Annotated in this window: 20 protein-coding genes and 1 pseudogene; 11 read left to right on the plus strand and 10 right to left on the minus strand. The window is 68.1% G+C overall.

Translation table 11 applies throughout. From position 1 onward, the window contains the following. Positions 1-41: 41 nt before the first annotated feature. Positions 42-521: a DUF4019 domain-containing protein gene (locus FG323_RS09145; RefSeq protein WP_141454211.1), complete on the minus strand. Its 480-nt coding sequence runs from the start codon at positions 519-521 to the stop codon at positions 42-44. 132 nt (positions 522-653) lie between these two features. Continuing rightward, on the minus strand, positions 654-1712 hold the full coding sequence (locus tag FG323_RS09150) for a serine hydrolase domain-containing protein (protein ID WP_141454212.1): 1059 nt from the start codon (positions 1710-1712) through the stop codon (positions 654-656). 351 nt (positions 1713-2063) lie between these two features. Between FG323_RS09150 and FG323_RS09155 the strand changes: the two genes are divergently transcribed. From FG323_RS09155 to FG323_RS09190, 8 genes are all read left to right on the plus strand, one after another. Next, on the plus strand, positions 2064-2984 hold the full coding sequence (locus FG323_RS09155; RefSeq protein ID WP_141454213.1) for a DUF3426 domain-containing protein: 921 nt from the start codon (positions 2064-2066) through the stop codon (positions 2982-2984). Positions 2985-3113: 129 nt separating this feature from the next. After that, positions 3114-3383 (plus strand): DNA-binding transcriptional regulator Fis, encoded by a 270-nt coding sequence (gene fis, locus FG323_RS09160; RefSeq protein ID WP_141454214.1) that lies wholly within the window; start codon positions 3114-3116, stop codon positions 3381-3383. A gap of 112 nt (positions 3384-3495) precedes the next feature. After that, positions 3496-5079: a bifunctional phosphoribosylaminoimidazolecarboxamide formyltransferase/IMP cyclohydrolase gene (gene purH, locus FG323_RS09165; protein ID WP_141454215.1), complete on the plus strand. Its 1584-nt coding sequence runs from the start codon at positions 3496-3498 to the stop codon at positions 5077-5079. A gap of 2 nt (positions 5080-5081) precedes the next feature. Further along, the gene (locus FG323_RS09170) at positions 5082-5945 is read left to right on the plus strand and encodes a site-specific DNA-methyltransferase (RefSeq protein WP_220094143.1); all 864 of its coding nucleotides are present in this window, start codon (positions 5082-5084) and stop codon (positions 5943-5945) included. Between the two features lie 70 nt (positions 5946-6015). Next, positions 6016-7308: a phosphoribosylamine--glycine ligase gene (gene purD, locus FG323_RS09175; protein ID WP_141454216.1), complete on the plus strand. Its 1293-nt coding sequence runs from the start codon at positions 6016-6018 to the stop codon at positions 7306-7308. Between the two features lie 373 nt (positions 7309-7681). Beyond that, complete coding sequence (locus FG323_RS09180) at positions 7682-9601, plus strand: MFS transporter (RefSeq protein WP_141454217.1); 1920 nt, start codon at positions 7682-7684, stop codon at positions 9599-9601. A gap of 100 nt (positions 9602-9701) precedes the next feature. After that, positions 9702-10070: a CD225/dispanin family protein gene (locus FG323_RS09185; protein ID WP_141454218.1), complete on the plus strand. Its 369-nt coding sequence runs from the start codon at positions 9702-9704 to the stop codon at positions 10068-10070. A gap of 7 nt (positions 10071-10077) precedes the next feature. Next, the gene (locus FG323_RS09190; RefSeq protein ID WP_255470147.1) at positions 10078-10485 is read left to right on the plus strand and encodes a DUF2752 domain-containing protein; all 408 of its coding nucleotides are present in this window, start codon (positions 10078-10080) and stop codon (positions 10483-10485) included. A 208-nt stretch (positions 10486-10693) separates the two neighbouring features. On the opposite strand, the gene FG323_RS09195 is transcribed toward FG323_RS09190, so the two are convergent. The 6 genes and pseudogenes from FG323_RS09195 to FG323_RS09220 form a co-directional block, all read right to left on the minus strand. Next, positions 10694-11587, minus strand: coding sequence for a cobalamin biosynthesis protein (locus FG323_RS09195; RefSeq protein WP_141454220.1), 894 nt, complete (start codon positions 11585-11587; stop codon positions 10694-10696). Between the two features lie 264 nt (positions 11588-11851). Next, positions 11852-12784, minus strand: coding sequence for an NAD(+) diphosphatase (nudC, locus tag FG323_RS09200; protein ID WP_141454221.1), 933 nt, complete (start codon positions 12782-12784; stop codon positions 11852-11854). A gap of 14 nt (positions 12785-12798) precedes the next feature. Beyond that, positions 12799-13179, minus strand: a complete 381-nt coding sequence (gene erpA, locus FG323_RS09205; protein ID WP_141454222.1) for an iron-sulfur cluster insertion protein ErpA — start codon at positions 13177-13179, stop codon at positions 12799-12801. A gap of 27 nt (positions 13180-13206) precedes the next feature. Beyond that, positions 13207-13929 (minus strand): DUF6776 family protein, encoded by a 723-nt coding sequence (locus tag FG323_RS09210; protein ID WP_181444149.1) that lies wholly within the window; start codon positions 13927-13929, stop codon positions 13207-13209. Between the two features lie 93 nt (positions 13930-14022). After that, a pseudogene (locus tag FG323_RS09215) lies at positions 14023-14394 on the minus strand (polymer-forming cytoskeletal protein); the annotation flags it as partial. Between the two features lie 2 nt (positions 14395-14396). Beyond that, positions 14397-15128, minus strand: a complete 732-nt coding sequence (locus tag FG323_RS09220) for a DUF6776 family protein (RefSeq protein ID WP_141454224.1) — start codon at positions 15126-15128, stop codon at positions 14397-14399. A 95-nt stretch (positions 15129-15223) separates the two neighbouring features. On the opposite strand from FG323_RS09220, the gene FG323_RS09225 reads away from it, so the two are divergent. The 3 genes from FG323_RS09225 to FG323_RS09235 all read left to right on the plus strand — a co-directional run bounded on the left by FG323_RS09225 (position 15224) and on the right by FG323_RS09235 (position 20284). Further along, complete coding sequence (locus tag FG323_RS09225) at positions 15224-15829, plus strand: DUF4126 domain-containing protein (RefSeq protein WP_141454225.1); 606 nt, start codon at positions 15224-15226, stop codon at positions 15827-15829. A gap of 82 nt (positions 15830-15911) precedes the next feature. Then, positions 15912-17801, plus strand: coding sequence for an EAL domain-containing response regulator (locus tag FG323_RS09230; protein ID WP_141454226.1), 1890 nt, complete (start codon positions 15912-15914; stop codon positions 17799-17801). A 38-nt stretch (positions 17802-17839) separates the two neighbouring features. Further along, positions 17840-20284: a hybrid sensor histidine kinase/response regulator gene (locus tag FG323_RS09235; protein ID WP_255470148.1), complete on the plus strand. Its 2445-nt coding sequence runs from the start codon at positions 17840-17842 to the stop codon at positions 20282-20284. On the opposite strand, the gene bfr is transcribed toward FG323_RS09235, so the two are convergent. Continuing rightward, entirely contained in the window at positions 20257-20727 is a 471-nt protein-coding gene (bfr, locus tag FG323_RS09240) for a bacterioferritin (RefSeq protein ID WP_141454228.1), read from the minus strand. The two genes, FG323_RS09235 and bfr, sit on opposite strands and share 28 nt — an antisense overlap. 135 nt (positions 20728-20862) lie before the next feature. Then, a complete protein-coding gene (locus FG323_RS09245) occupies positions 20863-21078 on the minus strand; it encodes a (2Fe-2S)-binding protein (protein ID WP_141454229.1) in 216 nt (71 codons plus the stop codon). Between the last annotated feature and the right edge of the window lie 42 nt (positions 21079-21120).

The following is a 21120-nucleotide window of genomic DNA, read 5'->3' on the forward strand; positions in this document are numbered from 1 at the left end:
GCGCGATGCGCGATGGCCGGCGGGTGCGACGCGGGCGGCCGCTAGTCCGCGTCGGCGCTGAAGTTGACCTGCTTGTGGACGAAGTAGCCGATGATCATCCAGCGGCCCTCGTGCCGCTGCATGACCACCTTCTCGGTGCCGGTGGCGCCGTCCGCGCGCCTGAGGTACTGGACCACGACGTACTCGCCTTCCGGCACCCGCGCATCCACGCGGGTACTGAAGCCGAAGCCCTGCAACTTGCGTCCCTCGGGAAGCACTATCTTGCGCGTCAGCTTCAGCGTGTTGACCCAGACGAACTCGCTGGTCATGTCCTTCAACGCCGGGCCCGCGTCTTCCCAGGTCTTCTGATACTGCTGGCTGTCGATCAGGGCCAGATAGCCTTCGGCGGCCTTCCGCGCCGCTTCCTGTTCCTCGGCGGTGCCAGCCGTGGATGCGGGCAATTTGTCTTCCTGCGACGGCGTGAACGAGACCCGGCACCCCGCCAACAACACCAGCAGCGCGAACAGCGCGATCCTTCCCATCACCCTTGCATGCCCCTGATACCGATCGAACCGGCGGATCCGGTTCGTCCCCGCATTGGAGCCTAAGGTCGGCGACCGGTCTTCGCAACCGCGTGTCGCGGGCAACGCGGGGATCCGTCCCGCCCGGGATGACTAGGGATGCAATGTCGGCCAGCCCAGCACCGGATGCGGGCCTGGCAGATAGGTCTCCAGCAGTTCCGGCGCCAGCGACAGGCCGTTGTCGCTGTTGGTGAACCAGAGCACCCCGCGACGTTGCGCCGGGCAGGCCATGAAGAACGACTGGAAGCCGTTGTTGATGCCATGGTGGAACAGGCAGTCGCCCTGGGCGTGTTCCTCCAGCCCCACGCCCAGCCCCCAACCCAGCGCGTACGCCGCGTCCACCTCCACCTGGCGCTCGCGCAGGCGCGCCTGCGCCGAATGGGGCGCGGCCCGCAGCAACGCCTGCACGAAGCGCGCGTAGTCGGCCGGCGTGGTGTACAGCGAGGCCGCCGCGATGGGGCGGCGGAAGCGCATCGCATCCAGCGGCTTGCCCTGCTTGTCGTAGCCGGTGGCGATGCGATCGGCATAGTCGTCGCGCCAGACGAAACTGCTATCGCGCATTTCCAGCGGGATGAAGACCCGCTCGGTCGCCAGCGCCGGCAACGATTCGCCGGTGATGTGCTCCAGCACCGTCGCCAGCAGCGAGAAGCCCTCGCCCGAATACTTCCATTCCGTGCCCGGTTCGGTCGCGAACCGCAGCGGTTCGCCGAACGCCCAGTTCGGCAGCCCGCCGCGATGGCTCAGCACCAGGCGCGCGGTGACCTTGCGCAGGCGCGGATCCTCGACGACATCCCACACCGGCTGGTCGCCCAGCAGCGCCTGATCATGCCGGTACGGCCCATCCAGATAACCCGCCAGCGGGCGATCCAGATCCAGCTTTCCGTCATCGACCAGCGCCAGGGCGATCATCGCGGTGACCGGCTTGCTGAGCGAGGCGGCCTGGAACACCGTTTCGCTGGACATCGTGCGCTGGCCTGCGACATCGGCCATACCGCAGGCATCGATGTCCGCCCGCGCGTCCCGGAACGACACGATCACCGCGCCCGGCACCCGCGCACCCTTGCCGACGATAGCCGCCGGACACTCTCCGGCCTGCGCCGTCCCCAGCCACCCGCATCCCGCCAGTAACCATCCGGCCAGTCGAAACTTCATCACCGCTCCTCGTCAGCAACGACGCGCTGCCGCCGAACTTCAGCTCGGGGCGGCTCTCCGGTATCACCACTCTAGGAAGCCCGCCGGTGTGGCGCCATCGGCCAGAAGTCCCAGCCGCTTGTGGCAGGGGTGAAGAAGGGGAAGCGCGCGCGTCGAACATGCGCGTCCGCGGTGCCTGCTTCACTCCGGACACCAATACCAGAACAGCGCAATCCCTCGGGTTTGCGGATCCAGTCCGCGATGGAACTCGCGGGCCATCTCAGGACGGCGTCGCCGATTGGACGGTGCGCGCGGGTCCGCCCCTGCCTGCCCGGCTTTGCGCGCCCCGGCCCGCATGTTTGAATAGGCCGCATGTTCATCGCCTGCCCGCACTGTCGCTATCTGGTGGCCACCGACCCGCGTGGGCAGCATGCCCCGGCGCACTGCCCGCGTTGCGGGGGCGCGCTGGGCGACGCCGGCGCGCGGGACGACGGACGCGCGACCGCATCCGTGCCCGATGCCGCGGCGGTCGACGGCGGCCCCAGCCTCGCGCGCCTGCTGCGCCGCGACGAAGCCGGTGCGGTCGAATCATCCGCGTCCGTCGCCAGGCCGGCGGAAGACGACGCCGTCGAGGTCGAGGCGGCATCCTCCATCGCCGAAACCGAATCCAAATCCGCAGATTCCTCCGAATTTTCCGCCGATGCGATCACCGAACCGGACGCGGTCGAGCTACCCGCCGCCGCGCCGGCGGCCCACGCTCCGGCGCGGCCGGCATCGCGCGCGCCCAGCTTCCTGCATGGACAGGCGCATGCACGCGTACCTTCCGGTGTGCCACGCTGGCAATGGGCCACGCTGATCGTGCTGGCGGTGGTGCTGGTGTTGCAGGTGCTGCTGGCCGATCGCGCGCGGCTTTCCGCCGATGCCGGCTGGCGGCCGGTACTGGCGTCGCTGTGCAACGCGCTGGGCTGCTCGCTGCCGCCGTGGCGCGAACCGCAGGCGTTCGCGATGCTCGACCGCGACGTGCGTCCGGTGCCCGGCGCGCCGGGCGTGCTGCTGGCGCAGGCAACCTTCCGCAACGATGCGCGCTGGGCGCAGTCGTGGCCGGTATTGACGCTGACGCTGAAGGATGCCGACGGGCGCACCCTGGGCGCGCGCGCGCTGCGTCCGGCCGAGTACCTGCCCAGGGACAGCGCGGCCCAGGCGACCATTGGTCCGGGGCAGAGCGCCCAGGTGGCCGTGCGGGTCCGCGAGCCGAGTGCCAACGTGGTCGCGTTTTCCTTCGACTTCCACTGATCGGCGCCACCATCGCGCGTTCCCGCGACGAACGGGGTGCACGGACGCACGACTGGCGCTAGACTCCCTCCCCCGCCGCAGAACACAACCACAAGGCGGGCGCTTCGTCCTCCGCTTCCGGGAACCCGTGTGAACGCAGCTTCCACCCGCCAAGACAACCCCCGTTCGCCCCGTCCGCCGCTGCGCGAGCATGTCGCCCAGTCGGTGCGCCGCTATCTCCGTGATCTGGACGGCTGCGACGCCGACGACGTGTACGAGATTGTCCTGCGGGAAATGGAGATTCCCCTGTTCGTGGAAGTCCTGAACCACTGCGAGGGCAACCAGAGCCGGGCCGCGGCCCTGCTCGGCATCCATCGCGCCACCCTGCGCAAGAAGCTCAAGGATTACGGGCTGGCCTGAGCGCGCCCGATGACGCCGGATCATGCCGGCTGAGGCCTGATCCGCCCCGTCCACGGGGGAAGCGACCCGCCCGGGAGGCTATAATTCCGCGGTCCTCCCGCCGCATCTCCCCATGACCGACCAACGCCTGCCCGTCCGCCGGGCACTGCTTTCCGTTTCCGATAAAACCGGCCTCATCGAACTGGCGCAGGCCCTGGCCGCGCGCAACGTGGAACTGCTGTCCACCGGCGGCACCGCCAAGGCCCTGCGTGACGCCGGCCTGTCCGTGCGCGATGTCTCCGACGTCACCGGCTTTCCCGAAATCATGGACGGACGGGTCAAGACCCTGCATCCCAAGGTCCACGGCGGCCTGCTGGGACGCCGCGGCACCGACGACGCGGTGATGGCGCAGCACGGCATCGGCGCGATCGACCTGCTGGTGCTGAACCTGTATCCGTTCGAGAAGGTCACCGCGCGCGCCGATTGCAGCCTGGACGAGGCGGTGGAGAACATCGACATCGGCGGCCCGGCGATGCTGCGCGCGGCGGCCAAGAATTTCGCCCATGTCGCGGTCGCCACCGACCCCGCGCAATACGCCGACCTGGCGCGCGAACTGGACGAGCACGACGGCAGCCTGTCGGCAAAAACCCGCTTCGCCCTGTCGGTGGCGGCGTTCAACCGCGTGGCCCAGTACGACGCGGCGATCAGCAATTACCTGTCCGCGGTCACCGATGCTTCGGCGGTGGTGCCGGCGCGCAGCGAGTTCCCGGCGCAGATGAATTCCACCTTCGTGAAGGTGATGGACCTGCGCTACGGCGAGAATCCGCACCAATCCGGTGCGTTCTACCGCGATCTGGGCCCGGTGCCGGGCACCCTGGCGACCTTCCAGCAGTTGCAGGGCAAGGAACTGAGCTTCAACAACCTGGCCGACGCCGATTCGGCATGGGAATGCGTGCGCCAGTTCGACGCCCCGGCCTGCGTGATCGTCAAGCACGCCAATCCGTGCGGCGTGGCGGTCGGCGTGGCCTGCGGCGATGCGTACGAACTGGCCTATGCCACTGATCCCACCAGCGCGTTCGGCGGCATCATTGCCTTCAACCGCACCCTAGATGCGGCCACCGCCAAGGTCATCCTGGATCGCCAGTTCGTCGAAGTGCTGATCGCGCCGGACTACGAGGAAGGCGCGCTGGACTACGCGAAGAAGAAGGCCAATGTGCGGGTGCTGCGCATCCCGCTGGGCGCCGGCCTCAACAACTACGACAGCAAGCGCATCGGCTCCGGCCTGCTGCTGCAGTCCTCCGACAACCGCGGCATGAGCGCGGACGAGCTGAAGGTGGTCAGCCAGCGCGCGCCGACCGAGGCCGAGCTGCGCGACCTGCTGTTCGCCTGGCGGGTGGCCAAGTACGTCAAGTCCAACGCGATCGTCTACGCCAAGGACAACCGCACGATCGGTGTCGGCGCGGGCCAGATGAGCCGGGTTTACTCCGCGCGCATCGCCGGCATCAAGGCCGCGGACGCGAACCTGCAGGTGGAAGGCTCGGTGATGGCCTCGGATGCGTTCTTCCCGTTCCGCGACGGCATCGACGCCGCCGCCGAAGCCGGCATCAAGGCGGTAATCCAGCCGGGCGGTTCGATGCGCGACAGCGAGGTCATCGCCGCCGCCGACGAACATGGCCTGGCCATGGTGTTCACGGGTGTGCGCCACTTCCGGCACTGATCGTGCCGGCCCGCGCGCAGCCTGCCGCCACCTCCCACGCCCTGGCCGACGCGCTGGGGCTGGGCACGCTGGCCGCAAGCCCGACCTCGCCCAACCGGCTGGCCTGGGCCGACGCCGACGGCCGCGTGCTGCTGTACCGCGCCAACTGCCTGGAACTGCTGGACCGGATCATCGAACGCCATCCGGATGGCTTCTTCGACATGATCTTCGCCGACCCGCCGTATTTCCTTTCCAACGGCGGCGTCACCTGCCATGGCGGGAAGATGGTCAAGGTCGACAAGGGCGCCTGGGATCGCAGCCAGGGCCCGGCCTACAACCACGAGTTCAACCTGGCCTGGCTGCAACGCTGCCAGGCCGCGTTGAAACCCGACGGGACCCTGTGGGTGTCCGGCACCCACCACGTGATCCATTCGGTGGGTTTCGCCATGCAGCAGTTGGGCATGAAGCTGCTCAACGACATCACCTGGGAAAAACCCAATCCGCCGCCCAACCTGGCCTGCCGCACCTTCACCCATTCCACCGAGACCCTGATCTGGGCGGCGAAGACGGAGAAGAGCAGGCATCGCTTCCACTACCGGAAGATGAAGGCGGAGAACGGCGACAAGCAGATGAAGTCGGTGTGGCGCCTGCCCGCGCCGGCCAAGGGCGAGAAGAGCCATGGCCGCCATCCCACCCAGAAACCGGTGGAATTGCTGCTGCGCTGCATCGAGGCTTCGACCGATCCGGGCGATCGCATCTTCGATCCCTTCAACGGTTCCGGCACCACCGGCGTGGCCGCGCTGCGCAGCGGCCGGCGCTATGTCGGCAGCGAGCTGGATCCGGCCTTCGTCAGGCTGACCGCCGCGCGCCTGGGCGCCGAGGCGTGAGCGCGCCACCATTCCCCTTCCTTTCCTTGATCCGCACCGCGGGTCCACACGCATTTCGGAGTAGACAGCCATGAAGATCCTCGTCATCGGTTCCGGCGGCCGCGAACACGCGCTGGCCTGGAAGATCGCGCAGTCGCCACGCGTCACCGAAGTGCTGGTCGCTCCCGGCAACGCCGGCACCGCGCGCGAGGGCAAGTGCCGCAACGTCGCCGTCGGCGCGACCGAAATCGATCGCCTGGTCGAACTGGTGAAACAGGAAGGCGTGGCGCTGACCGTGGTCGGCCCGGAAGCGCCGCTGGTGGCCGGCGTGGTGGATCGTTTCCGCAGCGAAGGCCTGCGCATCTTCGGACCCACCGCCGCCGCCGCGCAATTGGAAGGCAGCAAGGCGTTCGCCAAGGATTTCCTCGCCCGTCATGGCATTCCCACCGCGCACTACGCGGTGTTCACCGAAACCGCGCCGGCATTGGCGTACGTGCGCGAGAAGGGCGCGCCGATCGTGATCAAGGCCGACGGCCTGGCCGCGGGCAAGGGCGTGATCGTGGCGATGACCCTGGCCGAGGCCGAGGCCGCCATCCAGGACATGCTGGCCGGCAACGCGTTCGGCGCGGCGGGCGCGCGGGTGGTGGTGGAGGAATTCCTCGATGGCGAGGAAGCCAGCTTCATCAGCATGGTCGACGGCCGCACCGCGCTGCCGATGGCGACCTCGCAGGATCACAAGCGGGTCGGCGACGGCGACACCGGTCCCAATACCGGCGGCATGGGCGCGTATTCACCGGCGCCGGTGGTGACGCCGGAAGTGCATGACCGGGTGATGCGTGAAGTGGTCAATCCGACGGTGCAGGGCATGATCGCCGACGGCGTGCCGTTCACCGGCTTCCTGTATGCCGGCCTGATGATCGACGGCAATGGCGCGCCGAAGGTGATCGAGTTCAACGTGCGCTTCGGCGATCCGGAAACCCAGCCGGTGATGCTGCGCCTGCGCTCGGATCTGGTGGACCTGGTGGAAGCGGCCATCGACGGTCGCCTGGACGCCATCGAAGCCGACTGGGATCCGCGCCCGTCGCTGGGCGTGGTGATGGCGGCGGCGAACTATCCGGAGACGCCGAAGACCGGCGACGCCATCCACGGCCTGGATGCGGATCTGCGCCCGGCCAAGGTCTTCCACGCCGGCACCCGTCCCGGCAACGACGGCGAAGTGCTGACCAGCGGCGGCCGCGTGCTGTGCGTGGCCGCGCTCGGCGACAGTGTCGGCGATGCCCAGCGCAATGCCTATGCCGCGGTCGAGCGCATCGGCTGGGATGGGGAGTTCCATCGCGGCGACATTGGTTGGCGGGCGATCGCACGCGAAAAACCAACCGCGTAGAGCCGAGCTTGCTCGGCTGCCGGGAGCTCCGGCAGCGAACGCTCTTTTCGCGCACGGGAAAGGCAGCGGAGCGAGCTCCGCAAATCCCCCTCAATCCCCCTTTTTCAAAGGGGGAGGTATTCCTCTTCGTCATCACCACATGGGGATGGTCTTCTATCGGAAATGTGCACGCCTTCCCGGTGTCTCCACTGCCGGACGTGAATGCTCCCTTGACCAGCCATTCGGCTGTTGAAAGCGAAAAAGGGGGCGGGCACCCGCGCAGCGGGTGACGGGGGATTTGCGCAGGATCTCTGAAGACTCCTCCCGAAAGCCGCTCCGGTAAACCGGATGCCCCCATCGTTCTGCTAGGCTGCGCGCAACCCACGGAGGGCGCATGTCCAGCCACAGCCAGTTCGCCTTGTTGAGCCAGCGGCGCTTCCTGCCGTTCTTCCTGGTCCAGTCGCTGGGCGCGTTCAACGACAACGTCTACCGCCAGGCCATCATCGGCCTGCTGGGCTTCATGAGCGTCAGCGCGCAGGACAAGACGCTGTACACCAACCTGGCGCCGGCGATCTTCATCCTGCCCTACTTCCTGTTCTCGGCCACCGCCGGCCAGATCGCGGAGAAGCTGGAGAAATCGAAGCTGATCCGGATCACGACGACGATGGAAATCGTGATCATGTCGCTGGCCGCGATCGGCTTCCTCACCCAGGACCTGATCGTCCTGCTGACCGCGCTGTTCTGCACCGGCCTGCAGTCGACCCTGTTCGGCCCGGTGAAGTACTCCATCCTGCCCTCGGTGCTCAAACCCGAGGAACTGACCGGCGGCAACGGCCTGGTCGAGATGGGCACCTCGCTGTCGATCCTGATCGGCATGATCTTCGGCGGGCTGATCTTCAACCTGGCCGGCAGCCACGGCCCGACCGTGGCCGCGATCGCGATCATCCTGCTGGCCATCACCGGCAATCTGGTCAGCCGGCTGATTCCCAAGGCCGACGCGGGTGCGCCGGAACTGAAGATCAACTGGAACCCGCTGACCGAATCGCGCGCGGTGCTGCGCCTGGCCAAGAAGCAGGTCGCGGTGCGCAACTCGGTGCTGGGCGTGTCCTGGTTCTGGTTCTTCGGCACCGTGCTGACCGGCAATATCCCCACCTACGCCGATCTGAACCTGGGCATCGGTACCTGGTACGTGTTCCCGCTGGCGCTGTTCTCGATCGGCACCGGCGTGGGTTCGCTGCTGTGCGAACGCCTGTCCGCACGCACCGTGGAAATCGGCCTGGTGCCGCTGGGCGCGTTCGGCATGAGCGCGTTCCTGCTGGATCTGTATTTCGCCCGCAGCGGCGTGGCCCCGGTCGCCGGCCTGTCGGTGTCGGCGTTCCTGCAGCAACCGGGCAGCTGGCGCATCGTCATCGACCTGGTCGGCATCGGCCTGTTCACCGGCTTCTTCGTGGTGCCGCTGTTCGCGCTGATCCAGAGCCGCACGCCGAAGCAGGAACTGGCCCGGGTCATCGCCGGCATGAACATCCAGAACGCCGGTTACATCGTGCTGGCGGCGGTGCTGGGCATCGCCCTGCAGATGAAGGAACTGGCGCTGGGCGGATTCCGCATCCCGTTGCCGGGGCTGCCCATCCCGCAGCTGTTCCTGGTGCTGGCGATCGCCAACGCGGTGGTGGCGATCTGGATCTTCACCCTGGTGCCCGAATTCCTGATGCGCTTCCTCAGCTGGGTGCTGGTGCGCTTCCTGTACCGGCTGCGCCTGCACGGCATCGAGAAGCACGTGCCCGACGAAGGCCCGGCGCTGCTGGTCTGCAACCACGTCAGCTACATGGACGCGCTGCTGCTGGCGGCCAGCATTCCGCGGCCGGTGCGCTTCGTGATGTATTACAAGATCTTCAACATCCCGGTGATGAGCTGGATCTTCCGCACCGCCAAGGCCATTCCGATCGCCGGCGCCAAGGAGGATCCGGAACTGATGCGGCGTGCATTCGAGGAAATCGACCAGGCCCTGGCCGAGGGCGAGATCGTCGGCATCTTCCCCGAGGGCGCGCTGACCCGCGACGGCGGCATCGCGCCGTTCAAGTCGGGGGTGGAGAAGATCCTGGAACGGCGACCGGTGCCGGTGGTGCCGATGGCGCTGAAGGGCATGTGGAGCAGCATGTGGAGCCGCCGCGACAGCCGGCTGGGCCGGATGCGGGTGCCGCGCCGTTTCCGTGCCCACGTGGAGGTGGTGGCCGCGCCGCCGGTGGACGGGACCACCGCGACCGCCGAGAGCCTGGAAGCAATCGTGCGCGGGCTGCGTGGCGACGCGGCCTGACAGGGCCACTGTCCCGGCACCATCTAAAGTCATACGAATCGCTTTGCAGACGTTAGACTAGGGTCCGACCACCCCGCTTCATCACTGCAAGGAGACTCCGATGAGTGCCGTTCCCCCGTTGCCAAACGATGCGCCAGGCAATATCCCTAACTACTTGGTGTGGTCGATCCTGTCGACCATCGGTTCCTTCATCGTATGCTGCGTTGCCTGCCTCAGCTTCCCTGGCATCATCACCGGCATCGTGGCCATCGTGTTCTCGACCCAAGTCAACAGCAAGTTGAACCAGGGTGATATCGAAGGTGCCAAGCGCGCTTCCAAGAACGCGAAGATCTGGAACTGGGTGACGACCGGCATCCTGATTCTGACGGTCGTGATCTCGGTCATCTGGTTCATCGCGGTCGGTCCGGACGCGTACATGGAATACATGGAACAGATCCGCCAGCAGATGGAACAGCAACAGGGCGGCTGACGTGCCCCTGTCGCGTCCCGCGCTCTATACGCTGGGTGCGGGGGCTGCGATCGCAGTCCCCGCCGGCGTCTGGTTGCTATTGAACTTCGATCCCAATGCAGCGGGAAATCCTTTCCCGCCCTGCATGTTCCATGCCCTGACCGGTTATTACTGCGTCGGCTGCGGCATGACCCGCGCCCTGCACGCACTGGTCCACGGTGACGTGGTCCGCGCATTCGGTATGAACCCGCTGGCGATGCTCCTGTTGCCGTTGGCGCCCCTGCTGGTGGCCCACGCGCAGGGGTGGCGGCCGCGCCTGCTCGAACCGTTGATGCGCGTGGTGTTGAAGCCGGGTCTGTGGCTGGTGCTGCTGCCGGCGTTCTGGGTAGCCCGCAACTTGCCGTGGTATCCCTTCACCCTGCTCGCCCCGGGTTGATCCAATCTCCCTTGTGGGAGCGACGTAAGTCGCGAAGCTTCCAACCCGAAGCGCTCCTGCCAAGCCCGTCCGCATTAGTCCACCAACGCGCTGTCTTGTCATCCCGATATCGTCGGGATATCGCGACTTACGTCGCTCCCACATGATTGTTTTTCCGACCGATCTTTCGGTCGGGATCACGGTCGCGACTGACGTCGCTCCTACGGGTCTAGCTGACCCAGCCACCAATGACGAATACGGCCAGCACCGCCATCCAGACCAGCAGGATGCGCCAGACCAGGCTCATGGCGTCGCGCAGCTCGGGCAGTTCGCGCATGGCCTGGACCATGCCTTCCTCCGCGTAATCCTCGGCTTCTTCCGCCAGTTCGCTGCGCACGCTCGCGCGCGCGGCATGGCCGAGGAATCCGGTCCGCAATTGCAGGCTGTTGCCGTGCGCCTCGCGCCAGGCCTGGAAGACGGTATCGAAGTTGCCGACCAGGGCCATCGCCAGGGTCATCAGCTGGGCGACCGGCCACTCCAGCACGGACAGCAGCGCACGCGCGCCCTCGCGGGTGTCGTGCGGCAGCGCGCGCTGGAACTCGCCTTCGGCGGTCAGCGCGACCAGCCGGTACAGCAGCGCGCCGATTGGTCCTAGCAGCAGGAACCAGAACAGCACGCCGAACCAGCGCCGCAGCGCGTTGCGGAACACCGCTTCCACCAATGCCGGGCCATCGGCGGCCACGGTCTCGCCATCCGGCCACAGGCGGGCGATGGCTTCGCGCCGCGCGGCGGGCTCGTGCGCGTCGATGATCGCTTCCACGTCCACGTCGAGATCGCGCGGGCCCCACGCATAGACCAGCACCAGCACCGAGAACAGCAGCCCGACCAGGCCGAACAACGGCTCGTGCAGCACCCACTGGAACAACCCGACCAGAAGCAATGGCGGCACCAGCGCCAGCACGATGCCGTAGCGGCCGCGCCAGAAACCATCGCCGGGGAAGCGTTCGTCGAGCCAGCGCAGCCAGTGTCCGTACCAATGGAACTGACGGACCGACGTGACCAGCGACGGCGCGACGTGCCCGAGTACCAGCGCGACGACCACGGCGACCAGGGTGATGGACATGCGATTCCTCCTTGCCCGGGGATTCTAGCCTGCCGCTTCGTTAATGTCGGGTCTGGGGCGCTTCACGGCTGTGCCTGGAGCAAATCCCCCTCGGTCCCCCTTTTGCAAAGGGGGAGGAAAAAGCGGGGTTTCCGTCGCATGGGTGACCCGTGTGACAGCCCCTTTGACCCACCATCCGGCTGTTGATGAGCGCTTGCGAAAGGGGGCGGGCACCCGCGTCAGCGGGTGACGGGGGATTTGCTCTTGGGGATCTGCAACAACCGCTCAGCCCCGCCGACGCGCGAGCATCCCGGCATGCCAGTGATCGATCAGCGAGCGTGCGATGGAAATCCGCGGCGACAGCAGCAGGCCTTCGTCGCCGTCACCCTCGCGGCGTTCGCGGGCCGCATCGATTTCATCGAAGGTGAACCAGCGCGCATCTTCCAGTTCATCGTCCACCCGCGGCACGTCCGGTTCCGCGTCGGCGGCGAATCCGAGCATCAACGCGCCGGGAAACGGCCACGGCTGCGCGCCCAGGTAACGGCATCCTCGCACGCGCACGCCGGTTTCCTCCAGCACTTCGCGCGCCACGGTCTGCTCCAGGGTTTCACCGGGTTCGACGAAGCCGGCGATCACCGAATAGCGGCGCGCCGGCCAGGACGACTGCCTGCCCAGCAGCAGGCGTTCGCCATCGCTGACCGCCACGATCACCGCCGGGTCCACGCGTGGGTAATGATCCGCGTCGCATTGCAGGCAACGGCCCTGGTAACCGGCGCGGCGGAACTCCACTTCGCCGCCGCACAGGCCGCAGAAGCGGTTGCGCGAACGCCAGTAGAACATCGCCCGCGCCAGCGCGAACACGCCGGCCTCGAACGCCGGCCAGACCGCCGCCGCGCGGCGCAGATCCACGCGTTGCGCCGCTTCGAACGGCACGCTGTCCGCCTCGACCGCGAACCACGCGGTCTCGCCGCGCAGGCCAAGGAAGATCGCCGTGCCGGGACCGCCGCCGAGCGCTTCTCCGGTAGGCGCCGCCAATTGTCCGGCCGTATCGGCGAACGCCTCGCCCTCGCGGGTCAGCACGATCACGCGCGCGCCCGGCCACAGGCGGAACAGGGTGTCGGGGTCGTCGCGCAGCTTGTCGGCGCGATCCAGCGGCTCGCCCGCGAAGGCGAAACCGGTCAACGCGGAGGCGGTGCTGGAATTGGAATCGGTGCCCACGGGGTGAGCGGGTGTCACATGCTGAAACTGCTGCCGCAGCCGCAGGTGGTCTTGGCGTTGGGATTGCGGATGACGAACTGCGCGCCCTGCAGGCTCTCGCTGTAGTCGACCTCGGCACCCATCAGGTATTGCAGGCTCAGCGGATCCACCAGCAGGGTCACGCCGTCGGTGTCCACCGCCAGATCGTCCTCGGCGCGGTTCTCGTCGAACTCGAAACCGTACTGGAAGCCGGAGCAGCCGCCCCCCTGGATGTAGACGCGCAACGCCAGTCCGGCATTGCCTTCCTCATCGATGAGCTCGCGGACCTTGGCGGCCGCGGCGTGGCTGAAGTTCAGCGGGCGCTCGAGCGACTGGTAGTCCGGCGCCGCCGAGGGCAGGGAAACGAGGTTGTCCATGGCGATCAGGATGGGGGTTGGGGAGACTCACTTCAAGCCGGAAGCGCCGGTGCCTTCGCGGCCGCTGGCGGCGGCCCAGGTGAACGATTGTTCCACCGCCGCGCCGTTCTGCGGCACCAGCCGCGCGGTCACCCGGACCGGCTCGAAATCGGCCGGCAGGACCAGGTCGCCCTCGACCTGCTGGAAGTACTTGAACGAATACGGCAGGCCCGGCGCGTCGGCCTGCTGGCGCAGGTCCGACCAGGCCAGTCGTTGCAGCTTGCCGGCGCGGGTGCCTTCCACCGACACCAGCAGGCGGCCGGCATTGACCGCGCCGCGGTTGAGGTTCTGGGTCAGGGTCGCGGTGAAGTGCCAGGCCTGGTCGGTCTGCGGCTGCAGCTTGAGCTCGTGCACGGTCAGGCCGCGACGCTGGCCGGTGGCGCCGACGAAGCGCTCGTAGAAGGCGACATCGGCGCGCAGGCCGGCGATTTCCTCGTCGCGCTCGGCCAGCGCGGTCTGCAGGTCACGGTTGGCGTCGCGACTGATCTGGTCCGAGCGCGACAGCGTGGCGACCCGCTGCTCCAGTTGCTCGACCTGCTTTTTCTGGGCCTGGAACTGATGCGCGCTGGGCGCCTGTCCGCCGCCGGCCAGGACCTGCCACAGGCCCCAGCCGCCGAAGGCGACCAGCAATGCGAGCAGGGCGACGGCCGCGTAGAACCAGAGCCGCCCACTGGCCGGCGGGGGCGGTGAAGGAAGAGAAGTCTCACTCATGGGCCGAGCATAGCGCGGCCCGCCAGAGGGGGCTCTGAATGCCGGGGAACCGGTTCAGGCGTGGGCGGGGACCAGGTTTTCGACGGTCTCGCCGGCGCCGGCGAGCGCCGTGGCATGCACCAGCCGGCCGGTGAGCTGCGCGCCGGCGCTCATCTCCACCACCTGGTAGTGGATGTTGCCGTGCACCCGCGCCTTGGACGCCAGTTCCACCCGGTCGTCGGCGTACACGTTGCCGACCAGTTGGCCATTGATGATCACCACCGGCGCGCGCACCTCGCCCTCGATGCTGCCCTGCTCGGCCAGCGTCAGCACCGCCCGTTCGCCCTCGACGGCCAGCACCTTGCCCTGGATCCGTCCCTCCACGTACAGGCCGCCGCTGAAAATCAGATCGCCCTGGATCGTGACCTGCGGGCCGATGAGGGTATCGATGGCCTGGCCATCGCGTTGGGGCTTGTGCTTGAACATGATCATTTTCCTCCGGCTGAGGTCGCGAGTTTCCAATCGAACGCCTGTTCCACCGCGCGTTCGCCGCCGCTGAGTTGCACCTTCACCCGCTGCGGGGTGAAGCCGCCGGGCAGCATCACGCTGCCGTCCAGCTGCTGGAAATAGCGGAAGGAATAGGCCTGCCCGGCCACGCCGGACTGCTGGTGCAGTTCGTCCCAGCCAATCGTCGCCAGTTGGCCGTCGCGCACGCCCTCCACCGCGAAGCGCATCGCGCCTTCGCTGATGGCGCCGCGGTTGAGCGTCTGGGTCAGGGTGATCTGGTACTGCCAGGCGCCGCCCGGCGCGCGGCTGAATTCGGCCAGGTGCACGTTGAGTCCGCGGCGCGGCGCGGTGGCCCCGACCAGGCGCTCGTAGAACGCCACGTCCGCGCGCAGGCCCGTGATTTCCTCGTCACGCTCGGCCAGCGAGGCTTGCAGTTCCTGGTTGGCGGTGCGGCTGATGCGATCGGAAACGCCCAGGGTGGTTTCGCGCTGGCTCAACTGCTGCAGTTCGGCCCGCTGCCGGCGGACCTGGTCCCGGGCCTGCACCAATGCCTGCTCCACCTGTCCCAGCCGGGGCGCGGCGGTATAGCTGGCCAGCCACCAGACCCCGGCCAGCGTCCCCGCCCAGGCCAGCCCCGCCACGGCCAGCCAGAGTCCACGGCGCGAGGGCCGCTGTTCGACGATCTGGTAGCGCGGAAAGGGGGATCTGGACATGAGCGAATCCCTGGCCGCGCTCAGGCAGCAGCCAGACAGGAGGCCTATACTCGGGACTATCGACAGGGCCGTCGAGTCTACTGGGAACCGCCGGGATGTCCGAAGCACATCTTTTCGTAATTGGGATCCTGTTGGCATGGATGGCCGGGATCCGCGTCTACCTGACGGTGTTCGGCCTCGGCCTGGCCGGCGCGCTGGGCTGGCTGGATCTGCCGCCGGCCCTGCAGGTCACCCAGTCCTGGTGGGTGCTGGGCACCTCCGGCGCGCTGGCGCTGGCCGAATTCTTCGCCGACAAGATTCCCGGGGTGGACTCGGGCTGGGATCTGCTGCAGACCCTGGCGCGGGTGCCGGCGGGCGCCTTCCTGGCCGCCGCCACGCTCTCGCCGGACGGGCAGCTCGGCGGTGGCGCGCTCGCCGCCGGCGCCGGCATCGCCCTGACCAGCCACGTGCTGAAGAGCGGTTCGCGCGCGCTGATGAACACCTCGCCCGAGCCGGTCAGCAACTGGACCGCCTCGGTCACCGAGGACGCGGTGGTGGTGGGCGGCCTGGCGCTGGCCTTCGCCCATCCCTGGATCGCCCTGATCCTGGTGGTCGGCATCTCGATCGTGCTGGCGCTGGCGGTGTGGTGGGTCTGGCGTCGCGTCAGCCGTGGCCTGAAACGGCTGCTCGGTACGTCTGATCCTCGAATGCCGACCCCTTGACGCGGAAAACCGGATGCTCCGGAACGCCTGTCCCGGGTCGTGAACTTCATCGCATAATGCGGCACATGCTTGGGGAAGCCTGATGTCTGCCATTGACGCCACATCCCGCCGGCAGGATGAGCCTTCGCGCTCCCGTCTGCGGGCCGAAACCCCGCCGCCGGGCTACTGGCGGCGCTGGACGGCCGACGCGCCCGCGCCGGTGCCGCTGAAAGGAGGTATGTCCGCGATGACCGCATCCTCTCCGCCGCCCGCGACCGGCGACGTGCCGCCGGCGCCGGGCAACGACACCGGCAGTGCCGCGCCGGTGGCTTCCGGCCGCACCGGCGACACCCGGGAAAGCCCCTACCGGGTGCTCATCGTCGAGGATGATCGCGGCCAGGCGCTGTTCGCCCAGAGCGTGTTGCACGGCGCCGGCATGCAGGCCGAAGTGCAGATGCAGTCCGACGGCGTGCTGGATGCGATGGAACGGTTCAAGCCGGATCTGGTGCTGATGGATCTGCACATGCCCGGTCGCGACGGCATGAACCTGACGATGCTGATCCGCCAGCAGCCCGAATATCTGCACCTGCCGATCGTGTTCCTGACCGGCGATCCGGATCCGGAGCGCCAGTTCGAAGTGCTGGAAAGCGGCGCCGACGATTTCCTCAACAAGCCGATCCGGCCGCGTCACCTGATCGCGGCGGTGGCCAACCGCATCCAGCGCGCGCGCCAGCGCGTCGCGCCATCCCTCGCGCGCGCCACCATCAACACCGAGACCGGCCTGCCGACCCGCACCTACCTGCTGCAACAGGTGGGCACGGCAGTGCAATCGGCCTCCGGCGGCGGCCTGTTCTTCATCGAAGTGGGCAGCGCGCTGAGCCTGCGCGAGCGCTATGGCTACGCGGCGTTCGAGCAGTTGATGAACCAGGCCGGGCGTCGCCTGGCCGAAGTGGCCGCGCCCCACCCGGTCGCGCGGCTGAACGACAACAGCTTCCTGTCGCTGGCCGCCGGCCAGGACGAATCCACCCTGGAAACGCAGGCCGCGCGCCTGCGCGACGGGCTGACCCTCAATCCGTTCCCGATCGGCGCGGGCGAGACCCTCAACCTGCGCAGTTCCATCGGCTACACGCCGCTGTCGATCGGCTTCGCCGACGCCGGCAGCGCGCTGGAGGCCACCGAGCGCGCGGTGCTGCAGGCACGCCTGAAGGGCAACAACCTGGCCGGCTACACCCCGACCCAGGTCACCGAGGATGCGCCGAAGATCTCGCTGGAGGACGGCCGCTTCGAACTGGCCTACCAGCCGATCGTCGCGGTCGCCGGCAGCGATCAGGCGCAGTACCAGGTGCTGCTGCGCATGCGCCAGCCCGACGGTTCGCTGCTGCCCGCCTCGCAGGTGATCCCGGCGGCCGAATCGGCCGGCGGCATCGCCCAGATCGATCACTGGGTGCTGGAACACGCGTTGTACGTGCTGGCCGAGCGCCAGTCGCAGGGACCGTCGCTGCGCCTGTTCGTTTCGCAGTCACCGCGCACGCTGGCGCGCGAATCGCACGCGCAGTGGCTGCTGGACATCCTGGCCGAACGCGGCATCGAAGGCACCTCGCTGGTCATCGACCTGCGCATGGCCGACGCGCTGATCCACACCGTGACCCTGCGCGATTTCTGCCACCAGCTGATGCCCAGCGGCGTGCAGTTCTGCCTGAGCCAGTTCGAGCCCGGACGCGAGGCCGATGCGTTGCTGACCCAGTTGCCGCTGGGCTACCTGCGGGTGGCCAGCCGCTATGCCGGCGCCCATACCGATCCGAAGCTGCGCGACGAGCTGCGCGGCATCATCGACCAGGCGCATCGCGCCGGCCTGCAGGTCATCGGCCAGCAGATCGAGGATCCGCAAGCGGCCGCCGCGATGTGGATGGGCGGCGTCGACTTCATCCAGGGCAATCTGGTGCAGGCCGTCGGCAGCGAACTCGGCTTCGATTTCCACAACGCGGTGCTGTAGGCATGCCCGCGCAGCGGCCCGCCCCGGTCGCCCCCTGGCTGGCCCTGCTCGCGGGCGTGGCCGCGCTGGTGTTCCTGGTCCTGCCCTACGCGGGCGTCGCCGGCCCGTGGTGGCAGGCGGCGCTGGCCGCCGGCGCGGTCGCGGTGCTTTGCGGCAGTTTTGCCGCCTTCAACGCGCGCACCGCCCATCGCGATCTGACCGGCGCCGAAGCGCGCGCGGCCATCGCCGAATCCGAACGCAATGCCCTGCGCCGGGATCTGCAACGGCACGACCAGCTGGAACAGGAACTGCTGCAGGCCAAGCAGGCGGCCGAGTCGGCGGTGCTGGCCAAGGGCGAATTCCTCGCCACGATGAGCCACGAGATCCGCACCCCGCTCAACGGCATCGTGCCGATGCTGGACATGCTGGCGCGCGCGCCGCTGGCACCGGATCACCGCGAGATGCTCAACACCGCCAGCGCCTCCTCGCACCAGCTGCTGCGCATCGTCGACGACATCCTCGACTACTCCAAGCTGGAAGCGAACAAGCTCGAACTGGAAATCACCGCCTTCAACCTGCGCGAACTGCTCGACGGCGTGCTGCAGCTGATGCAGCGCCCGGCCGAGAACAAGGGCTTGCGCCTGGGCCTGCAACTGGATCCGACGGTGCGCCTGCCGGTGCGCGGGGATCCGGTGCGGTTGCGGCAGGTGCTGAGCAACCTGATCGGCAACGCCATCAAGTTCACCGAGCGTGGCGGCGTCACCCTGGCCGTGCGCCGGCTGGGAGAGACCTCGGCCCAGCACCTGCTGCGTTTCGAAGTCCGCGACACCGGCATCGGCATTCCCGCCGAGGCGCAGGCGCGGCTATTCCGTTCCTTCACCCAGGCCGATGCCTCCACCACCCGCTTGTATGGCGGAACCGGCCTGGGCCTGGCCATCTGCAAGCGCATCGTCGAACTGATGGGCGGCCGCATCGACGTGGTTTCCGAACCGGGGCGGGGATCGACCTTCTGGTTCGAGGCGCCGCTGACCAAGGTCATCGGCGACATGAAGATGCGCGATCCGCACGCCTTCGATCAGGGCCGCGTGCTGGTGGTGTCCCCGGATAGCCGCCTGCGCCAGCGGCTGGGCCTGCTGCTCACCAACTGGGGCATGCAGGTCAACGCGGTGGAGACCACCCAGGAAGCGCTGGAACGCCTGCGCACCGTCAGCGAAAACCGGGGCGACGATTTCGTCGCCGTGATCGCCGATGCCGGCGGCATCCGCAGCACCGCCCGCGCCCTGCACCGCACCCTCGGCCGGCGCCCGGCCGGCGCCGCGCCGGTTCGGCTGGTCTGGCTGTACGGCGACGAGTCGGTTCCCGAAGAGCTGCGCGGTGACAGCACCCTGCTGTCGCGCCAGGCGCCGGATTCGGCGCTGCGCGCGGCACTGACCGGACAGACCGCCACCGATGCGGATCCGGCGCTACCACCGGTGGTGATCGGCGATATCTTCGAGGCCGTGGATACCACGCCGGACGCGCCGCCCGCCCCGGTGTTCGATACGGTGGACACCTCCGCGGACGCGGCGAACCAGGAACCGGGCACCGATGCCGGCACGGTCACCGACGCGGCCGGAAATGCCGCCATGCCCCCCGCCGAAGCGCGCCTGCTGCTGGTCGAGGACAACCCGGTCAACCTGCTGGTGGCGCAGAAACTGCTGGCCGCGCTGGGTTTCCGCAGCGAGTCGGAAGCCAACGGCGAACTGGCGCTGCAGCGGATGATGATCGAGCCGTTCGATCTGGTGTTCATGGATTGCCAGATGCCGGTGCTGGACGGCTACGGCGCCACCCGCCGCTGGCGCATGCACGAGAACGAACTGGGCGCGCAGCGCCGGCTGCCGATCGTGGCGATGACCGCCAACGCGATGGCCGGTGATCGCCAGCGCTGCCTGGATGCCGGCATGGACGACTACCTCGCCAAGCCGGTCACCCGCGAGCAACTGGAAGCCTGCCTGCAGCGCTGGCTGCCCGGGCATGTCGCGATCGCCGCACCGCGCGCCGGCGAGTCCGCCGCGGCACAGGCTCCGCCCGCCGACGCCGCCGCACGCGCGGCGACGCCGACCTTCCCGGTGCTGGACCACAGCATGCTGGAGGAACTGCGCGAGATCGCCGGCGATGAAACCGTGCGCATCATCAGCCTGTTCCTGGAGGATGCGCCGCGCCTGATCGCCGCGCTGGAGAAGGCGGCCGCGGCACCCGATCTGGATGCGATGCGCGATGCCGCGCACACCCTCAAATCATCCAGCGCCAACGTCGGTGCAATGGCGCTGTCGGCGGCGGCCAAGCGGGTCGAACTGGGCGCGCGCGCGGCCCGGCTGGATCGCCCCGCGGTGGCGGTGGCGCTGGTCATCGCCGAATACGCGCGTGCGCGCATGGCGCTGCTGGGTTACGCCACCCAGCAGCTGGGCAGGACGCCGACGCCGATTGCCGGCTCGGCTCAGTCCTCGAGCATGGTCAACAGGTAATTCGGTTCGCCGATGCGCTCGATCAGCGACAGCTGGGTTTCCAGCCAGTCGACGTGTTCCTCTTCCGAATCCAGGATGTCGGCGAACAACTGGCGGCTGACGTAGTCGCCCTGTTCCTCGCAGTACTTGATCGCGTCGCGCAGCAGCGGCAGGCCTTCCATCTCCAGCGCCAGATCGCATTCCAGCAATTCGCGCGGATTCTCGCCGATGCGCAGCTTGCCCAGCGCCTGGAAATTCGGCAGCCCGTCCAGGAACAGGATGCGCTCGGCCAGCTTGTCGGCGTGCTTCATCTCGTCGATGGATTCCTTGTACTCGTGTTCGGCCAATTCCTTCAGACCCCAGTTCTTCAGCATCTTGGCGTGCAGGAAGTACTGGTTGATCGCGGTCAGCTCGTTGTAGAGCGCCTTGTTGAGGAATTCGATGACCTTGGCGTCGCCCTTCATGGCGTGGCTCCCGTGGGGTGTTGGACGGGGCGCATGCTAGCGCGTCGTTCCGCGCCATGACGGAACGCGAATCGTGCTCATCTCGTGGGGAGGAAGCACGCGCTGCCGGTCGGCAAGGCGTGCAAAGCGCCGCGATCAGGCGGCCTGCGACAGTCCCAGAATGGGAAGCTTGAACTCGCGCTCGGCGCGGGCGTGATGCGCATCCAGCAGCCCGCCGGCCATGTCCAGGCAGCTGCCGCAGGTGGCGCCGCAACCGGTCCGCATGGTCAGTTCGGCCACCGTGCGCACGCCATTGGCGGCAGCTTCGCGGATCTGGTGGTCGGTGACTCCGTTGCAGATGCAGACGTACACGGCGGCGAGGTCAATGTGCGGGCCGGAGTGGCCCGGGGCACA

The organism is Pseudoxanthomonas sp. z9, from assembly GCF_006542425.1.
Classification (GTDB): Bacteria; Pseudomonadota; Gammaproteobacteria; order Xanthomonadales; family Xanthomonadaceae; genus Pseudoxanthomonas_A.

Excerpts from the sequence above, each read along its gene's own strand:
- FG323_RS09145 (WP_141454211.1), bottom strand. The coding sequence starts at position 521 with ATGGGAAGGATCGCGCTGTTCGCGCTGCTGGTGTTGTTGGCGGGGTGC.
- FG323_RS09150 (WP_141454212.1), bottom strand. The coding sequence starts at position 1,712 with ATGAAGTTTCGACTGGCCGGATGGTTACTGGCGGGATGCGGGTGGCTG.
- FG323_RS09155 (WP_141454213.1), top strand. The coding sequence starts at position 2,064 with ATGTTCATCGCCTGCCCGCACTGTCGCTATCTGGTGGCCACCGACCCG.
- purH (WP_141454215.1), top strand. The coding sequence starts at position 3,496 with ATGACCGACCAACGCCTGCCCGTCCGCCGGGCACTGCTTTCCGTTTCC.
- purD (WP_141454216.1), top strand. The coding sequence starts at position 6,016 with ATGAAGATCCTCGTCATCGGTTCCGGCGGCCGCGAACACGCGCTGGCC.
- FG323_RS09180 (WP_141454217.1), top strand. The coding sequence starts at position 7,682 with ATGTCCAGCCACAGCCAGTTCGCCTTGTTGAGCCAGCGGCGCTTCCTG.
- FG323_RS09185 (WP_141454218.1), top strand. The coding sequence starts at position 9,702 with ATGAGTGCCGTTCCCCCGTTGCCAAACGATGCGCCAGGCAATATCCCT.
- FG323_RS09195 (WP_141454220.1), bottom strand. The coding sequence starts at position 11,587 with ATGTCCATCACCCTGGTCGCCGTGGTCGTCGCGCTGGTACTCGGGCAC.
- erpA (WP_141454222.1), bottom strand. The coding sequence starts at position 13,179 with ATGGACAACCTCGTTTCCCTGCCCTCGGCGGCGCCGGACTACCAGTCG.
- FG323_RS09210 (WP_181444149.1), bottom strand. The coding sequence starts at position 13,929 with ATGAGTGAGACTTCTCTTCCTTCACCGCCCCCGCCGGCCAGTGGGCGG.
- FG323_RS09220 (WP_141454224.1), bottom strand. The coding sequence starts at position 15,128 with ATGTCCAGATCCCCCTTTCCGCGCTACCAGATCGTCGAACAGCGGCCC.
- FG323_RS09225 (WP_141454225.1), top strand. The coding sequence starts at position 15,224 with ATGTCCGAAGCACATCTTTTCGTAATTGGGATCCTGTTGGCATGGATG.
- FG323_RS09230 (WP_141454226.1), top strand. The coding sequence starts at position 15,912 with ATGTCTGCCATTGACGCCACATCCCGCCGGCAGGATGAGCCTTCGCGC.
- bfr (WP_141454228.1), bottom strand. The coding sequence starts at position 20,727 with ATGAAGGGCGACGCCAAGGTCATCGAATTCCTCAACAAGGCGCTCTAC.